The sequence below is a fragment of the Fundidesulfovibrio sp. genome (genome assembly GCF_058402725.1).
Window position 1 is genome coordinate 23,791 of the sequence record NZ_JBZVFJ010000007.1, and the last position, 15,263, is coordinate 39,053.

Below are 15,263 nucleotides of genomic sequence, written 5' to 3' on the forward strand. Positions count from 1 at the left end.
GGCTCAGCCGTTGCGCTTGGCTTCCAGGTTCACCACTTTGCCAGCCTCACCCTGGCTGCTACTCAACCGGTCGAAGATTTCACCGGCCACGTCCGCCGCGCGGTGCAATGCGTCATCCCTCAGGTGGGCATAGCGTGCGGTCATGGCCGCGCTCTTGTGCGTCATGAGCTTTTGCAGGGTGTACATGTCCACCCTGCCGGAAGAGGCCAGCATGGAGGCGTAGACGTGACGCAGGCCGTGGAAGGCCCGGAAGTTCTTTGGGAGCCCGGCGCGGTCGCGGATGGCGTTGACGTGCCTTTGGATGAACACGCGCCGCCCCCCTGCCCTGCCAGGGAACACATATTCGGCGTCTCGCGGCATGGCTTCCAGCACTTCGCGGGCCGGGGCGCTCATCGGGATTTTCTCATCCTTGCCGCTCTTGGCGTCGGGCAGGTGGATGAAGCCGTTGCGAAAGTCTAGGTCCACCCAGCGGAGCTTGAGCATTTCCGACTTGCGGAGCCCCGAGAACAAGGCCAGTTTCATCATGGGACCGGCATGGGGGTGCGTGTCTTCGTCGATGGCCTTGAGGAGCGCCACCATTTCCTCGGGGGCTAGGTCTTCCGTCTTGAGGCTTTGGGCCTTGGGCAACTCCAAGGTGAAGCCCGGCCCTTCGCACAGGTTCTTTTTGCAGCCGTAGTTGATGATCCGGCGCAACAACTCCAGGACGTTCTTGACCGTGCCCGGCTTGCGGGTCTTGAGCAGCTTGACCCGGAGGCGATCCACATCCAGGGCGATGATCTGGCGGGGTTCCTTCGAGCCAAAGGCAGGGCCGATGAAGTTCTTGAAGCGGTTTTCGTCGGACACCAGACCCTTGAGCCCCGGCTTGCTGGCTTTGTATTCCTGCCACAAGCGCTCAATGGTCCAGCGGTTGGCCGCGGCATCCTTGGCAGCCTGCGCCTTCTCCCGGCGCACGGCGTTGGGATCGTCGTCACCCTGGATGCGGCGGGCGCGGATGGCGTTCGCCTTGGCCGGGGTCATGTCATCCCGGCGCTGTGCGCCGGCTTTCTCTTCGATCTGCCGTCCGTTCTTCCGGTAGATGATGAAGAACACCTTTTCCGGCCTCCCGTCAGCCCCCGTACCCAGCGTGTAGACCACCCCGGGGTAGCCCGTCTTGAACCGTTCCTGTCGTGGCATGTTCGCCCCCCTCCCCAGCATTTCCCCAGCACTATCCCCAGCACATGAGGGCGAAATACAGGGTACATGAGCGCAAATCAAGCACAATCAGCGCCTCGGGTGCGAAGAATTTTACACTTGTTTTCAAGCTAGTTGTGCACTTCTGTGCGTGCTGGGGAAAAGGGGGCGTAAACCGTGCGAGGGGCGTGATTCTAGTTCTCATAACCCGAAGATCGTGGGTTCAAATCCCACCCCCGCAACCAAGGGCACAAGGGCCGACGAAGCGATTCGTCGGCCCTTTTCCTTTAGCCCACCCACCCCGCTCCATCCTGGGGCCGGAACCAAGGGCAGACTGCCGAGTTGGTCTGAGCGCTTCACCACAGGACATGTCGGCTTGACTTTCCTCGCAACATGGACTCAGTTAAGAGTTGCAACAATTGGAGAACTGATCGCCATGAACAATGCAAAACAATTGTACGACGAAATCAACAATCTTCTGACCCAAAGCAAACTTGACGAAGCAGAGGCCATTGCAACCGAAGCAAGGAAGATGTTCCCTGGATACCACTCGATACACGAAAGACTTGCGTATGTTCAATTACGCAAAGGAAATCACCTTGATGCCGAACAAAATTACAAGGAAATCATCTCTAAATGTCCTGACAAGGTGCACCCATGGATTGGCCTGATAAATTCACTGCTGCTGCAAGGAAGAATCATCGACGCGGAGTACGTTGTTCGTGAGGCAACAACCCTGTTTCCGGAGGAATTCTCCGTCCTTGAGAGAACTGCACACGTGCAGCTTCGCAAGGGCATGTACAGTGAAGCCCAAAAGTCTTACGAAAGCATCCTCGACAGGTTTCCAGACAAGACACAGGCCTGGGTTGGCCTTACGAACGCTTTGCTGTCGCAAAACAAGATCAGCGATGCGGAGAGGGTTGCTGGCGAGGCAATCATTGTGTTTCCAGGCGAATTTTCTGTCCTGGAAAGATTCGCGCACACGCAGCAGCGCAGGGGAATGCACTGTTACGCTGAAAGAATCTTCAAGATCATCATCGAGCGATTTCCCGACAAAGCACCAGCCTGGATTGGCCTGACAAACTCCTTGTTGTCGCAAGACAAACTGAACGAAGCCGAAGGCGTGGCAGGCAAGGCAAAGACCCTGTTCCCAGACGACTTCTCTGTCCTGGAAAGATTCGCGCACATACAACACCGTAAAATGGTGTATCTTGATGCTGAAACGGCTCACAGGATGCTGTCCGAACGTTTCCCGGACAAAGTTCAGGCTTGGACAGGACTGACAAACGCTCTACTGGCGCAGAACAAAATGGATGATGCGGAGAGTGTGGCAAGAAAGGCTGCAGCTTTGTTTCCACAAGAGTTTTCCGCAATGGAAAGATACGCCCATTGCTGCCTGAAGAACAACAAGCTTGACGACTCTCGCAGGGCATACAGGAGCATCGACCGAACGCTCATGACTCCCGCGCAATACAATGACTATGCGTCCGCACTAGACAAGCTCGGTGAACATGAGGAAGCTAAAACAATCTACGGCTTGGCATTGAAAAATTTCGGAGACCACCATCTCCTGACCAAGGGCTTCTCGAATTTCTTGTCACGCATAGGAGACCATCAGTCACTGATGGATTTCATTGACAAGACATACATTGACCCGGAAAAAAAAACAGCGCTGGTCATCGGAAACTGCCAATCAGCCGCCATGTCCTCCATTCTGGAACTGCACGACGAGTTCACATCCGAATACTCGATCATCAAGGCCCTTCCGCCAATACAGGACATGTCCATCGAGTTGCAACACTTCGTGGCCGACATGCTGCTGCCGAGGATTGACCTTCTTGTCACCCAAAACCTCGTGAACCCACTCTTTCCACTGCAAACCAACGTCGCAAGGGGCACCGCGCGGTCAACGATCGTCTTTCCAACGTTTCATTTCGCAGGATATTTTCCGGACATGGTGCTCCTAAAGATAGACGACACCCCCCTGAGGGACGCCCATCTCACCAATTACCACTCGGCCCTGGTCATAACATCCTATATTGACGGGATTACCCCGGAGGAATGCGCCAGACGCCTAACATCCGGGGACTGGATCGAAAGAGGCTATGCTGCCTATCTCTCCTCTTTGTTTGAGGAACTACACCTCAGGGAAAGGCTATGGGATGTCAAATGCACGGACCACCTCTACCAAAACTACAAGAATGGAGTCTTATTCCATACATTGAACCATCCGAATGCATGCCTGCTTCACAATGCAGCCAATTCTCTTCTCGGAATCCTGGGAATGGGCAGACTCTCTCCGTCATCTGTCAATGCAACATCCGAGATCCTCTGCGATATTCAATGGATCGTCAACGACAACATTAGAGACGCACTTTCACTTGGCAACAATGGAAGCGGATGCTTCACGATCAATCGCGCCAAAATGTCTGCCATTGAATTCGTTCTAGCACACTATCAGCACTACGAATCTAACATTTCGACAGTGCAGGAGACCATAGCGACCTGTCGAAATGCCTTGTATAGCTGGCAAGAAGAAGACACGATGCGTACAGGAATTGTTGGCTGATCCCACGCAACCATGCGCGATGCGCTCATCACCGAATCTCTGTTCACACGACTCCAATTCTCCGCACACCGTTCATCTCGGAACCGTTGCCTCCGGCTCCGGGAGCGCCTGCCCGTACGCTGGCATGCCTCGCCGGTTGAGCGAATTGAGGGCTGCAATCGACCGGATTTGAAGGGGTTGATGGCGCAAAATTCCCATCGAAGCACACGGAAGAGGATGCAGCAAGGCTGGCAATCACTCCTTGAACCGATACCCCACCCCCGTTTCCGTGTGCAGGTGCCGGGGGCGGGCAGGATCAGGCTCGATCTTCTGGCGCAGCTTGTGGACGTGGATGCGCACGTAGTGTTCCTGCCCATGGCTGTGCTTGCCCCAGACCTCCTTGAGGAGCTGCCCGTGTGTGACCACCTTGCCCGCATGGCGCGCCAGGAAGGCCAGCATCTTGAACTCCGTGGGGGTCAGGTGAACCTCCTCGTCGCCCAGATGGACCACATGCGCCTCAATGTCGATGGACAGGTCCCCGAATCGGTAGCTGGCCGGGGGCGGGGCGTCCGCCGTTGCCCCGCGTCGCAGGAGCGCCCGAATCCTGGCCGCCAGCTCTGCCAGGCTGAAGGGTTTGGTGAGGTAGTCGCTCGCGCCCAGGTCCAGGGCGGAGACCTTGTCCTGCTCCCGGCCCCGCGCGGACACCACGATCACCCGCGCCCGGCTCCAGGGCGGCAGCGCCTGTATGATCTCCTCCCCGTCCATGTCAGGCAGCCCAAGATCAAGCAGGATGACCTCCGGCCCGTGGGATGACGCCAGGGCAAGGGCCTCGCGTCCGGTGCGCGCTTCAAGCACAGTGTAGCCTTCAGCCTGGAGAAAGGGCTTCAGGAAACGAAGGATGGCCGCTTCGTCGTCCACGACCAGGATGGTGGCGCCCTTGTTACTTGTCATGACTGGTCCTGGAGCGGGAGGGTCATGGTGAAGCGTGCCCCGGTGGGGGCGTTGTCGCGCGCCGTGATGCTTCCGCCGTGAGCCCGGATCACGGCCTTGCAGATGGCCAACCCCAGGCCGTAGCCCTCGGCGGCGTGCCCGGCGTCCCGCCTGTCGCCGCGCTGATAGCGCTCGAACAGCCTGGCGTGATCGCCCGGAGGCAGCCCCGGCCCGGTGTCGCGCACCTCGATCACGGCTTCGCCCCGGTGCGTGTCGGCCAGGATGGCGATGCCGGTCCCCGCCGGGGTGTATTTTGCGGCGTTCTCCAGAAGATTCAGGAACACCTGTTCCATGAGCACCTCGTCCATGGGGATGGGCGGCATGTCCGCAGGGACGTCCACCCGCACGGGGTGCCCCGCCAGGATGGACTCCAGCCGCGCGAGCGAACTGCCGATGACCTCCTCCAGCGGCACGGGCTTGAGTTCCGGCACCACGGCCCCGGACTCCAGCGCGGCGATGCGCAGCAGGTTGTCGGCCAGCCGCTCCAGGCGCGATGCCTCGGCGGCGATGTTCTCTTCCAGCGCGCGGCGGACTTCGGGGCTGGCGGATTGTCCAAGGGTCATGAGGCTCTCGGCGGAACCGGAGATGGCCGCCAGGGGGGTCTTGAAGTCGTGCGTCACCGTTGAAAGCAGGGCTGAGCGCAGCTTCTCGCGCTCGGCCTCCATGAGGGTGGCCCTGGCCTTTTCCTCCAGCCGGTCCACGTCCAGGGCCATGGCGGTCTGGTGCACGAAGGCGTCCAGCAGCCGCCTCCTGTCCGGCAGCAGCAGGGAATCGCGCGCCTCCTCGTCCAGCGGCTTAAGCCCGATCACCCCCAGAACCTCGTCTGTCCCCGGCAGCGGCAGGAAGAGGATGTCGGAATCCGCCAGTGTCTGGGTGGACAGTCCGGCAGGCTTCTCGTTGTCGAAAACCCACTGGGCCACGCCGTGGTCCTTGCTGGAGAGCAGTTCCTCGTCGCTTTGCATGAAGGCCGTCTCCAGCTTGCCGGATGCTCCGGGCAGCAGCACGAAGGCCTTGCAGCCGAACACGGCGGCGATGTGGTTTCTGGCCACCTGAACCAGACGGGCAGTGCCCCGGTTGGCGGCCAGGTGCCTGGAGAGGCCGCTCAACTCGGAGGCCTGCCGTTCCAGTTGGCCCGCGCTGTCCGCCTGGGCCTTGATGCGCGAGGCCATGCCGCTGATGACCAGGGCCACCAGGAACATGACCAGGAACGTGACCAGATAGGCCACGTCCGTCACCGCGAAGCTGAAACGCGGCGGCACGAAACAGAAATCGAAGGCCAGTACGCTCAATCCCGAAGCAAGGGCCGAGGCTCTCCGGGGCAGCCAGAAGGCCACCGCCATGACACCCACCAGATAGACCATGATCAGGTTGGCGAGCTCGAAATACGGGAACATGGCGAAGCAGGCCGCCGTGGAAGCCGCCACCACGCCCAAGGCGGCGGCATAGTCCTTCAGGCGGTGCCTGGGAGGGGCTCCTGGCTTGGCCGGGCGCTTCGTCCCGGTGTCCTGCCCCTTGATGACGTGGACGTCGATCTCCTCGGAAAGGCGCACCAGCTGATCCACGGGGCTGCCCCGCAGCAGGTCGGTGAAGCGCCGGTGCAAGGGCTTGCCCACCACGATGCGGGTGACGTTGTGCTGTCTGGCGAAGCCGACGATGAGCCGCGCCACGTCCCCGCCAGCCAGCACATGGGTCTGCGCGCCCAGTTCGCGAGCCAGGTTCAGGTTGGCAAGCGCCCTGCTGGTCTGCTCTCCGCCGGGCTGGTGCTGGATATACAGGGCGTGCCAGGGCGCGTGCAGGCCGTCGGCCAGGCGCTTCGCGGCGCGCACCAGGGTGGCCGAGGTGGGAGACGGCCCCACACACACCAGGATGCGCTCCGCCGTGGGCCAGGTGGTCTGGATGGAGTGCCCCTGGCGGTAGACCAGCACTTCGGTGTTCACGCGGTTGGCCGTGGAGCGCAACGCCAGCTCGCGAAGGGCGCTCAAGTTGCCGGAGCGGAAGAAATTCTCCCCGGCCCACTCGGCCTGCCTGGGCAGGTAGACCTTGCCCTCGTTCAGGCGCTGGCGCAGATCCTCGGGGGGCAGGTCCACCAGGATGACGGATTCGGCGCGCTCAAGCACGGCGTCTGGCACGGTCTCGCGCACGCGCACCCCGGTTATCTGGGCCACGATGTCGTTCAAGCTCTCCAGGTGCTGCACGTTCAGGGTGCTCCAGACGTTCAGCCCGTTCTCCAAAAGCTCCTCCACGTCCTGCCAGCGCTTGGGATGGCGCGAGCCTGGGACGTTCGTGTGGGCCAGCTCGTCCACCAGGATGAGCGCCGGACGCCGGACCAGGGCCTCGTCCAGGTCGAACTCTTCCAGCAGGTGGCCCTTGTAGTCGATCCGTTTGCGTGGCAGGGCGGGCATTTCGTAGAGCAGGGCTTCGGTGTCGTCGCGCCCGTGGGTCTCGACGATGCCCGCCAGAAGGTCCAGCCCCTCGGCCATCTTGGCGCGCGCGGCCTCCAGCATGGCGTAGGTTTTGCCCACGCCGGGGGCCATGCCGAGGAATATCCTCAGCTGACCCCTGCGTTTGCCTTCCTCCTCACGCCTGACCATGGCCAGCAGGGCGTCGGGGTCCGGGCGTTGATCCTCGTCTCGCATGGTGTCGTCCTACTCCTTGTCGGCCGAGGCATCCAGGGCAAGATTGATCTCCAGCACGTTCACGCGCGGCTCACCCCAGAATCCCCACAGGGGGCTTTGAGTGTGCCTGGCGACCAGGGCAGACACGCTGTCGCGGGAGAGTTTCCGGGCCGTGGCCACCCGGTCGACCTGGTAGGCGGCTGCCTGGGGGCTTATGTGCGGGTCCAGGCCGCTGCCCGACGCCGTGACAAGCTCCATGGGGATGGGAGCGTCCCCATGCGCGGCCTTGAGCTTCGCGGCGCGCCCGGCCACGGCCTCGGCCAGGACGGGGTTGGACGGCCCCAGGTTGGAGCCGGACGAGGCCCCGGCGTTGCAGGCGTGCGGCGAGGTGGCCGAGGGCCTGCCCCAGAAGTGGCGCGGCGACTCGAAGGGCTGTCCGATGAGCGCCGATCCCGCCGGTGTTGCCGGGCCTGACTGTGTTGCCGGGCCTGCCGGGGAGGCATGGCCGGACTGGCCCGGGATCAGGCTGCCCGAGGCCTGGGCCGGGAACAGCGCCTTGCCCGCGCCGGTCATGGCCAGGGGGTAGGCCAGCCCGGTCAGGAGCGTCATCCAGAAGAGCATCAGAAACGCAGGCTTGAGCTGCTGGGCGAACATCGTGAACATTTCAGGCTCCTGTGGCGCCCGTGAAAACACAACCCTGTTGCCACGGGATAATCATTGGTTGTTTTATTTTCCGCTACGCCCAACCCAGGGCTGAGATGATGGCGTCTATGAGCTTGATCCCCGCGAAGGGCACAAGCAGCCCCCCCAGCCCGTAAATGAGCAGGTTTCGCCGCAGGGCCATGGCCGCCGGGGCGGGCACGTACTTCACACCCTTGAGCGCCAGCGGAATGAGCACCACGATGATGAGGGCGTTGAACACCACGGCGGAAAGCACGGCGGACTTGGGCGTGGCGAGTCCCATCACGTCCAAAACCCCCAGCTGCGGGTAGATGCCCGCGAACACCGCCGGGATGATGGCGAAATACTTGGCGATGTCGTTTGATATGCTGAAGGTTGTCAGCGAGCCGCGCGTCATGAGCAATTGTTTGCCGATGGCCACCACTTCCAGGAGCTTGGTGGGGTTGGAGTCCAGGTCCACCATGTTCCCGGCCTCCTTGGCGGCCTGGGTGCCGGAGTTCATGGCCACGCCCACGTCGGCCTGGGCCAGGGCCGGGGCGTCGTTTGTGCCGTCGCCGGTCATGGCCACCATCTTGCCCTCTGCCTGGTACTGGCGGATGCGGGCCAGCTTGGCTTCCGGCGTGGCCTCGGCCAGAAAGTCGTCCACGCCCGCCTCGGCAGCGATGGCTGCGGCAGTGAGCGCATTGTCGCCGGTGACCATGATGGTCTTGATGCCCATGGAGCGAAGCTCGGCGAAGCGCTCCCGGATGCCGCCCTTCACGATGTCTTTGAGCCATATGGCCCCGAGCGGTCTGCCGTTCTCGGACACCAGCAGCGGCGTGCCGCCGGATTTGGCGATCTCATGGATAAAGGGATCGATTTCCTTGGGGATGCGCTGGCCGGAGTGCTCGGCCAGGGCAATTATGGCGTCGGGCGCGCCCTTGCGGATCAGGCGCTCCGGCAGGTTCACGCCCGACAGACGGGTCTGGGCGGTGAAGGGCACAAAGGTGGCCCCCAGTTCGTGCAGGTCGCGCCCGCGAATGCCGAAGCGCTCCTTGGCCAGCACCACGATGGAACGGCCCTCGGGCGTCTCGTCGGCCAGCGACGCCAGCTGGGCCGCTTCGGCCAGCTCGCGCTCGTCCACGCCAGGAACGGGCAGGAAGGCCGAGGCCTGCCGGTTGCCCAGGGTTATGGTGCCGGTCTTGTCCAGGAGCAGCACGTCCACGTCCCCGGCGGCCTCCACTGCGCGGCCCGATGTGGCTATGACGCCCGCCTGGACGAGGCGGTCCATGCCCGCGATGCCGATGGCCGAGAGAAGCCCCCCGATGGTGGTGGGAGCCAGGCACACGAAGAGCGCGGCCAGGGCGGTGATGGTTACGGCCTGACCCTGGCCGGAGAGCGCCACGGCAAAGGCAGACATGGGGCGCAGCGTCACGCAGACCACCAGAAAGATGAGCGTCAGCGAGGCCAGCAGGATGTTCAGGGCGATCTCGTTGGGGGTCTTGCGGCGTTTGGCCCCTTCCACCAGGGAGATCATGCGGTCCAGGAAGGTCTCGCCGGATTCGGCGGCCACCTTGACCACAAGCCAGTCAGAGAGAAGCCGCGTCCCGCCGGTGACGGCACTGCGGTCGCCGCCCGCCTCGCGGATGACCGGGGCGCTCTCGCCGGTTATTGCCGACTCGTCCACGGAGGCGATGCCTTCCACGATATCGCCGTCCGAAGGGATGGTGTCGCCCGCTTCCACCAGCATCAGGTCGCCCCGGAGCAGGCTCTTGGCGGGAACGGTGACGAAAGGCGAATCGCGGCGCGGGTGCACCAGCTTCCTGGCGGCCACGTCCTGGCGCAGGCCGCGAAGCGCCGCCGCCTGGGCCTTGCCGCGACCCTCGGCCATGGCCTCGGCGAAGTTGGCAAACAGCACCGTGGCCCACAGCCACGCGGACACGGAGGCCACGAACCCGAAGGGGGCCTCGCCCTGTCCCAGAGAGGCCTGCACGGCCAGCAGCGTGGTCAGGATGCTGCCCACATAGACCGTGAACATCACGGGGTTGCGGGCCTGTCGGGCCGGGGAGAGCTTTCGCGCGCAGTCCGTAAGCGCCTGACGCACGATGGCCGCATCGAACAGAGGCCGTTTGTTCTTGTCTTTGGACATCTGGGTAAACCTCGTTATTTCGGCGGATACAGGGCCAGATGCTCGGCAACCGGGCCGAGCGCCAGGGCGGGCACGAAGGTGAGCGCGCCCACCACCAGCACCACGGCCATGAGCAGCCCCACGAAGATGGGGCCGTGCGTGGGCAGGGTTCCCGGGCCTTCCTGCAGCCGCTTCTTGCCAGCCATGGACCCGGCCAGGGCCAGCACGGGGATGATGAGCCAGTAGCGCGACACGAACATGGCCACGCCTCCGGCGATGGTCCAGAAGGGCGAGGTGGCGGTGAGCCCGGCGAAGGCGCTGCCGTTGTTGTTGCCCATGGACGAGAAGGCGTAGAGCATCTGGCTGAATCCGTGGGGGCCAGGGTTGGAGACGGCGTCTGGCGGACCTGCCACGGCGGCCAGGGCCGTGCCCATCAGGCACAGGAAGGGAGGGATGAGGATGACCAGCGCCGCCATCTTGGTCTCGAAGGGTTCGATCTTCTTGCCCAGGTACTCCGGTGTGCGCCCCACCATGAGCCCGGCCACGAATACGGCCACCACGGCGAAGACCAGCATGCCGTACAGTCCGGAGCCGACGCCGCCGTAGACCACCTCGCCAAGCTGCATGAGCAGCATCGGCCACATGCCGCCAAGGGGCGTAAAGCTGTCGTGCATGGCGTTCACCGAGCCGTTGGACGCGGCTGTAGTGGCTGCGGCCCACAGGGCGGACCCCGCCACGCCGAAGCGCAGTTCCTTGCCCTCCAGGCTGGGAACGGACTCCACGCCCATGCCTGCAAGCGCTGGATCGAGGGCGGATTCGGCCTGAAGCGTCAGAAAGGCAAACCCTGCGAACAGGATGGTCATGGCCGCGAGAATCGCGAACCCCTGGCGCCTGTCGCCCACCATCACGCCAAAGGTGTGGCACAGCGCTGCCGGGATGAGCAGGATGGCCAGCATCTCCAGCAGGTTGGTGAGCGGCGTGGGGTTCTCGAATGGATGGGCGGAGTTGACGTTGTAGTAGCCTCCGCCGTTGGTGCCCAGCTGCTTGATGGCCACCTGGGAGGCCACGGGGCCGAGGGCGATGCTCTGCCTCGCCTGTGTCGCCTGTTCCGTCCTGGGCTTTCCGCCCTCGTCCAGGACCGGCTTGCCCGTTTCGTCCAGCACGGGCTTGTCGATGCTGGCGGGTTCCAGGAAGTCGGCGGTTGCCGAGCCTTCCAAGGTCTGGGGCACGCCCTGCCACATGAGCGCAAGGCTCAACGCGACGGACAGCGGCAACAGCACATAGAGCACCGAACGGGTGACGTCGCGCCAGAAGTTGCCCAGCCTGTCGGTCTCGCGGCGAGACAGCCCCCGGATCAGGGCGGCCATCACGGCCATGCCGGTGGCTGCGGACAGGAAATTCTGCACAGTGAGCGCCAGCATCTGGGTGAGATGGCTCATGGTGGACTCGCCGCCGTAGGCCTGCCAGTTGGTGTTGGTGGCGAAGCTCACGGCGGTGTTGAAGGCCACGAAGGGGTCTACAGCTGGCAGTCCAGCCGGATTCAGGGGCAGCGCGCCCTGGAGCCGCTGGAGCGCGTAGACCGCCAGGAGGCCCAAAGCGTTCAGGCCCGCCATGGACAGGGCGTAACCCTTCCAGTCCATCTCCTGGCGGGCGTCCACGCCGCACAAACGGTACAGCAGACGCTCCACGGGGCCGAACGCGCGGTCCAGGCCGCAGGGCTGGTCCTGGTAGACGCGGGCCATGTAAAGGCCCAGCGGCCAGGAGGCGGCCAGCAGCAGAGCGACGAAGAACACGTGGTGAAACAGGCTGTTGGCGTTCATTCGAACCACTCCGGCTTGCACAGCGCCGCCAGCAGGTACACAAACAATACGGCGGCAAGGGTGAGCGCGAGACTGTCCATGGTTATTTCCTTTCCAGGCTGCCAAGCAGGCCTATGAGGCCGAACAGGCCGAAGACCAGGGCCAGGGTGAGCGATACGAAGAGAATGTCCATCGCAACCTCCGATGAGTGTCGATGGAGAGTGAAGTAGTCAGGATGATGTAAAAATAGTGTAAAGAGATAGCCGGGACGAGTTAAGATTCTGTTTGCTTGGACCCACGCACTGCCTGGCCCTTCTGGTTGTGGCGCTCCTTGCCGGCACGCTCCGCTCCCAGGACGACAAGAAGCAGCTGGCCGACCCGGCCTTCACCAAGGCATCCAGACCCGCCGTGTCCTTCAGGCGCGACGAGCACAACCGGAAGGCCAAGCTCGAAGACTGCAGGGCCTGCCATCACGGCGTGGGCAAGGACGGCAGGATCGACCCCAAGGCCCACTCCTCGGGCACGAAAGGCTCCGAATGCCACACCGCGGCCGGAGGCGGGAAGGGCATGCCGCTCATGCGGGCCTTCCACCGTCATTGCGGCGACTGCCACGAGGCCAAAGGCGTCGGGCCGGTGGCCTGCGGCGAATGCCACCCGAGGAATCCCGCACAATAGAGCGGCGCGTCCGCAGCCCCCCCCGCGCGCCCGGAGCAGGTCCCGGGCGTGCGGACGGCGCGTGAAGAAAACCGGAGAACGCGGACCCTCCTGCGCGCCGGAGCTGCTTCGGGCCTGGGGAGGCGAGGGTCCATTGTGTCCGCGGACCCTCCTGCGCGCCGGAGCTGCCCCGAAGGCGCGGGGGGGGACACGCGGCGAAGGACGGCCCCTGTCGAGGAGCGGGAACTGATCGGACGGGTTTCGCCCCGCCGGGCGAGTTCACGGTGTCGGAGACAATTGGGGGCACCCGTCCGATTCAGGAAAGGCGTACGCCCGGGGACGCCGGCCCGGTGCGGCCGGCGTCGTTCTCCGATGGCGCCGGTCAGTCCTTGCCGATGCTCACTTCCAGGTAAGCCGAGGAGTCCTTGCCCCTGTCGAAGAACAGGAGGTTGCTTCCGGCCCGGTCCTGGAACGGCGCTGCGTAGCCTGCGGTCTTGCCGTCGAGGTTCGCGGCGTAGTTGTCGTACTTTTTGGAATCCGACTGGGCCTTGGAGAACACCAGCCCCTGGCCCACGGCGCTGTCGCCCGGGGAGACGGTCTTGCCGTCGGAGGTCTTGCCGCCCCACCAGTGGGCGCTGGAGAGCTTGCCGATCTCCGTGCCCCCGAGCTTTGTGGCGCTGCCCACGAAGCCCCAGTCCAGCCCGGCCAGCAGGTCTCCCACGATGTAGCCGTAGATGTCGTTGTTGATGCCGTTGAAGGTCTTGCTCTTGCCGGTGTTGTCGTAGTTGCTCACCGTGTAGGAGGGGTTGGCCCCGTAGACGCCCGTGGCGGCGTTCAGGTCCGTGAAGTTGATGGTGATGGTGCTGCTCTTGATGCTGTCGCCGCTGCCGCTGATGCTGGCGTTGCCGGACCCGTCGAACGTCACGGTGAACTTGTACTGTTGCGCCTTGAGCGAGGCCTCGCTGGGCTTGTCACCCACGCCGTTGAAGTAGTTCTCCAGGGTCGCCGTGGGCTTGTCGGTCTTGAGCCAGGACCAGTCGTGGTAGAGGCTGCCGTCGTTGTGTGGCGTGAGCACGCGCTTGAAGTCTCCCGAGAGGGAACTTCCGATGGACCCTTCCTTGTAGACCGCCGAAGACGACGTGGCCGCGCTGGATGCGGCCTTGGCCAGGTCCGTGCCGCTCACGGTGGTTTTCTGGGGCGAATTGGTGGCGCTCTTGGACGCGTTGACCGCTTCCATGCTCAACGGGATCGAGAGGTCGTCGATGTAGGAGAGGTCCACGTTGATGGTGTTGCCCGAAATGGTGGGCTCCAGGTACTGGTAGCGCGTGTTCCTGTTCTTGTCCGAACTGTTCCCGGGGTCCGGGAATCCGCCGGAATAGTCCATGGCGTTGCCGTAGCTGATGTAGATCCTTCCGCTGTTGAAGCTGTTCACCATCACGGCGGGCACGTCGCTCGGCACGCCCACGCCGACGGATTTCGGCTTGTCCTTGTCCTTGGCGTTGTCCGTCAGCTGGGACATCGAATAGGAGGTGTTGGTCTTGAGCGTCTCCTTGCCGCCGGCGTCGTCGTAGTACCATCCGTCGATGCTCCCTCCGTTGTTGAAGAAGGAGACGAACACCTTGTCCGGGTCCGCTCCCGAGGGGAGGTTGAACACGATGGGAACTTCGGACTTCGCGACGCTGGCCGTCAGCAGGAACGCCAGGAGAAACGCCGCGACGGCACTTCTTGATGGCTTGGACATACCCTCCCCCCTCATCGGAATGGTTCGCCGCACGTCTTTATTGCGGCACGAACTGTTCGTGCCTTCTTGCGTCATACGGAATCCGGGGGGAAATGCAACGGCGTTGTCCGGAAAAGGGCTCACGCGCCCGGTGTCCGGCGGGCCGCTAGATGCCCATGATGTTGTAGCCCGAGTCCACGAACACGGTCTGCCCCGTGGTGCCCGAGGAGAGGTCCGAGGCCAGGTAGAGGGCGCAGCGGCCGATGTCCTCCAGGGTGATGTTGCGCCGCAGGGGCGACTTGTCCTCGATGGCCCCCAGGATGCTCCTGAAGCCCGGAATGGCCGCCGCCGCCATGGTGCGCACGGGTCCGGCGCTCAGGGCGTTCACGCGCACGCCGCGCGCGCCCAGGTCCACGGCCAGATAGCGCACGCAGCACTCCAGGCTGGCCTTGGCCACGCCCATGGCGTTGTAGTTGGCCACCACGCGGCCCGCGCCGTAGTAGCTCATGGTCATCACCGAGGCTTCGGGCGCGAAGAGATCCTCGAAGGCCTTGCACAGGGCCACCAGGGAGAAGGCCGACACGTCCAGGGCCACGTGGAAGCCCTCGCGGCTGGTGTCGATGAAGCGGCCCGCCAGATCCTCGCGGTTGGCGTAGGCGATGGAGTGCACCAGAACGTCCAGGCCGTCCCAGTGCCCGGCGATCTCCCGGCGGATGCGCCCGATGTCCTCGTCGGAGGTGACGTTGCACTGCACCACGAAGTCCGCCCCCAGCTCCTCCGCGATGGGCAGGATGCGCTTGCGCACCGCGTCGCGCGAGTAGCTGAGCCCGATGCGGCAGCCCTGGTCCGCGAAGGCCTTGGCGATGCCGTAGGCGATGCTGCGGTTGTTCACCACCCCGAAGATCAAGGCCCTTTTTCCGCTGAGCAGCATGGCGCTCACCTCCTGACGCGGTTCCCGGAAGACGGGTTTCCACCGCTC

The 15,263-nt window shown here is 63.7% G+C and carries 10 protein-coding genes; 2 read left to right on the plus strand and 8 right to left on the minus strand.

The genetic code is table 11. The annotated features are described in order from the left end of the window. Positions 1-3 precede the first annotated feature (3 nt). Positions 4-1,173: a tyrosine-type recombinase/integrase gene (locus ACV4UX_RS02030; RefSeq protein WP_491591665.1), complete on the minus strand. Its 1,170-nt coding sequence runs from the start codon at positions 1,171-1,173 to the stop codon at positions 4-6. 433 nt (positions 1,174-1,606) lie between these two features. On the opposite strand from ACV4UX_RS02030, the gene ACV4UX_RS02035 reads away from it, so the two are divergent. After that, the gene (locus ACV4UX_RS02035) at positions 1,607-3,739 is read left to right on the plus strand and encodes a WcbI family polysaccharide biosynthesis putative acetyltransferase (protein ID WP_491591666.1); all 2,133 of its coding nucleotides are present in this window, start codon (positions 1,607-1,609) and stop codon (positions 3,737-3,739) included. A gap of 234 nt (positions 3,740-3,973) precedes the next feature. On the opposite strand, the gene ACV4UX_RS02040 is transcribed toward ACV4UX_RS02035, so the two are convergent. From ACV4UX_RS02040 to kdpA, 5 genes are all read right to left on the minus strand, one after another. Further along, positions 3,974-4,669 (minus strand): response regulator, encoded by a 696-nt coding sequence (locus ACV4UX_RS02040; protein ID WP_491591667.1) that lies wholly within the window; start codon positions 4,667-4,669, stop codon positions 3,974-3,976. Further along, entirely contained in the window at positions 4,666-7,344 is a 2,679-nt protein-coding gene (locus ACV4UX_RS02045) for an ATP-binding protein (RefSeq protein ID WP_491591668.1), read from the minus strand. The genes ACV4UX_RS02040 and ACV4UX_RS02045 overlap by 4 nt, the downstream gene beginning before the upstream one ends. A gap of 9 nt (positions 7,345-7,353) precedes the next feature. Continuing rightward, positions 7,354-7,986, minus strand: a complete 633-nt coding sequence (gene kdpC, locus ACV4UX_RS02050; protein WP_491591669.1) for a potassium-transporting ATPase subunit KdpC — start codon at positions 7,984-7,986, stop codon at positions 7,354-7,356. Between the two features lie 73 nt (positions 7,987-8,059). Next, entirely contained in the window at positions 8,060-10,132 is a 2,073-nt protein-coding gene (gene kdpB / locus ACV4UX_RS02055) for a potassium-transporting ATPase subunit KdpB (protein ID WP_491591670.1), read from the minus strand. A gap of 14 nt (positions 10,133-10,146) precedes the next feature. Next, positions 10,147-11,931: a potassium-transporting ATPase subunit KdpA gene (gene kdpA, locus ACV4UX_RS02060; RefSeq protein ID WP_491591671.1), complete on the minus strand. Its 1,785-nt coding sequence runs from the start codon at positions 11,929-11,931 to the stop codon at positions 10,147-10,149. Between the two features lie 264 nt (positions 11,932-12,195). Between kdpA and tmcA the strand changes: the two genes are divergently transcribed. Beyond that, positions 12,196-12,585, plus strand: a complete 390-nt coding sequence (gene tmcA / locus ACV4UX_RS02065) for an acidic tetraheme cytochrome c3 TmcA (protein WP_491591672.1) — start codon at positions 12,196-12,198, stop codon at positions 12,583-12,585. A 361-nt stretch (positions 12,586-12,946) separates the two neighbouring features. Here the strand turns inward: tmcA and ACV4UX_RS02070 are convergent, their stop codons facing one another. Both ACV4UX_RS02070 and ACV4UX_RS02075 read right to left on the minus strand, forming a co-directional pair. Then, positions 12,947-14,305 carry a beta-1,3-glucanase family protein gene (locus tag ACV4UX_RS02070; protein WP_491591673.1) on the minus strand — a complete coding sequence of 453 codons (1,359 nt, stop codon included), beginning with the start codon at positions 14,303-14,305 and terminating at the stop codon, positions 12,947-12,949. Positions 14,306-14,450: 145 nt separating this feature from the next. After that, entirely contained in the window at positions 14,451-15,215 is a 765-nt protein-coding gene (locus ACV4UX_RS02075) for an enoyl-ACP reductase FabI (protein ID WP_491591674.1), read from the minus strand. Between the last annotated feature and the right edge of the window lie 48 nt (positions 15,216-15,263).

Bases quoted from the DNA above. Each gene is read 5' to 3' on its own strand.
- ACV4UX_RS02040 (WP_491591667.1), bottom strand. From the start codon at position 4,669: ATGACAAGTAACAAGGGCGCCACCATCCTGGTCGTGGACGACGAAGCG.
- kdpC (WP_491591669.1), bottom strand. From the start codon at position 7,986: ATGTTCACGATGTTCGCCCAGCAGCTCAAGCCTGCGTTTCTGATGCTC.
- kdpA (WP_491591671.1), bottom strand. From the start codon at position 11,931: ATGAACGCCAACAGCCTGTTTCACCACGTGTTCTTCGTCGCTCTGCTG.
- ACV4UX_RS02070 (WP_491591673.1), bottom strand. From the start codon at position 14,305: ATGTCCAAGCCATCAAGAAGTGCCGTCGCGGCGTTTCTCCTGGCGTTC.
- kdpB (WP_491591670.1), bottom strand. From the start codon at position 10,132: ATGTCCAAAGACAAGAACAAACGGCCTCTGTTCGATGCGGCCATCGTG.
- ACV4UX_RS02030 (WP_491591665.1), bottom strand. From the start codon at position 1,173: ATGCCACGACAGGAACGGTTCAAGACGGGCTACCCCGGGGTGGTCTAC.
- ACV4UX_RS02075 (WP_491591674.1), bottom strand. From the start codon at position 15,215: ATGCTGCTCAGCGGAAAAAGGGCCTTGATCTTCGGGGTGGTGAACAAC.
- ACV4UX_RS02045 (WP_491591668.1), bottom strand. From the start codon at position 7,344: ATGCGAGACGAGGATCAACGCCCGGACCCCGACGCCCTGCTGGCCATG.
- ACV4UX_RS02035 (WP_491591666.1), top strand. From the start codon at position 1,607: ATGAACAATGCAAAACAATTGTACGACGAAATCAACAATCTTCTGACC.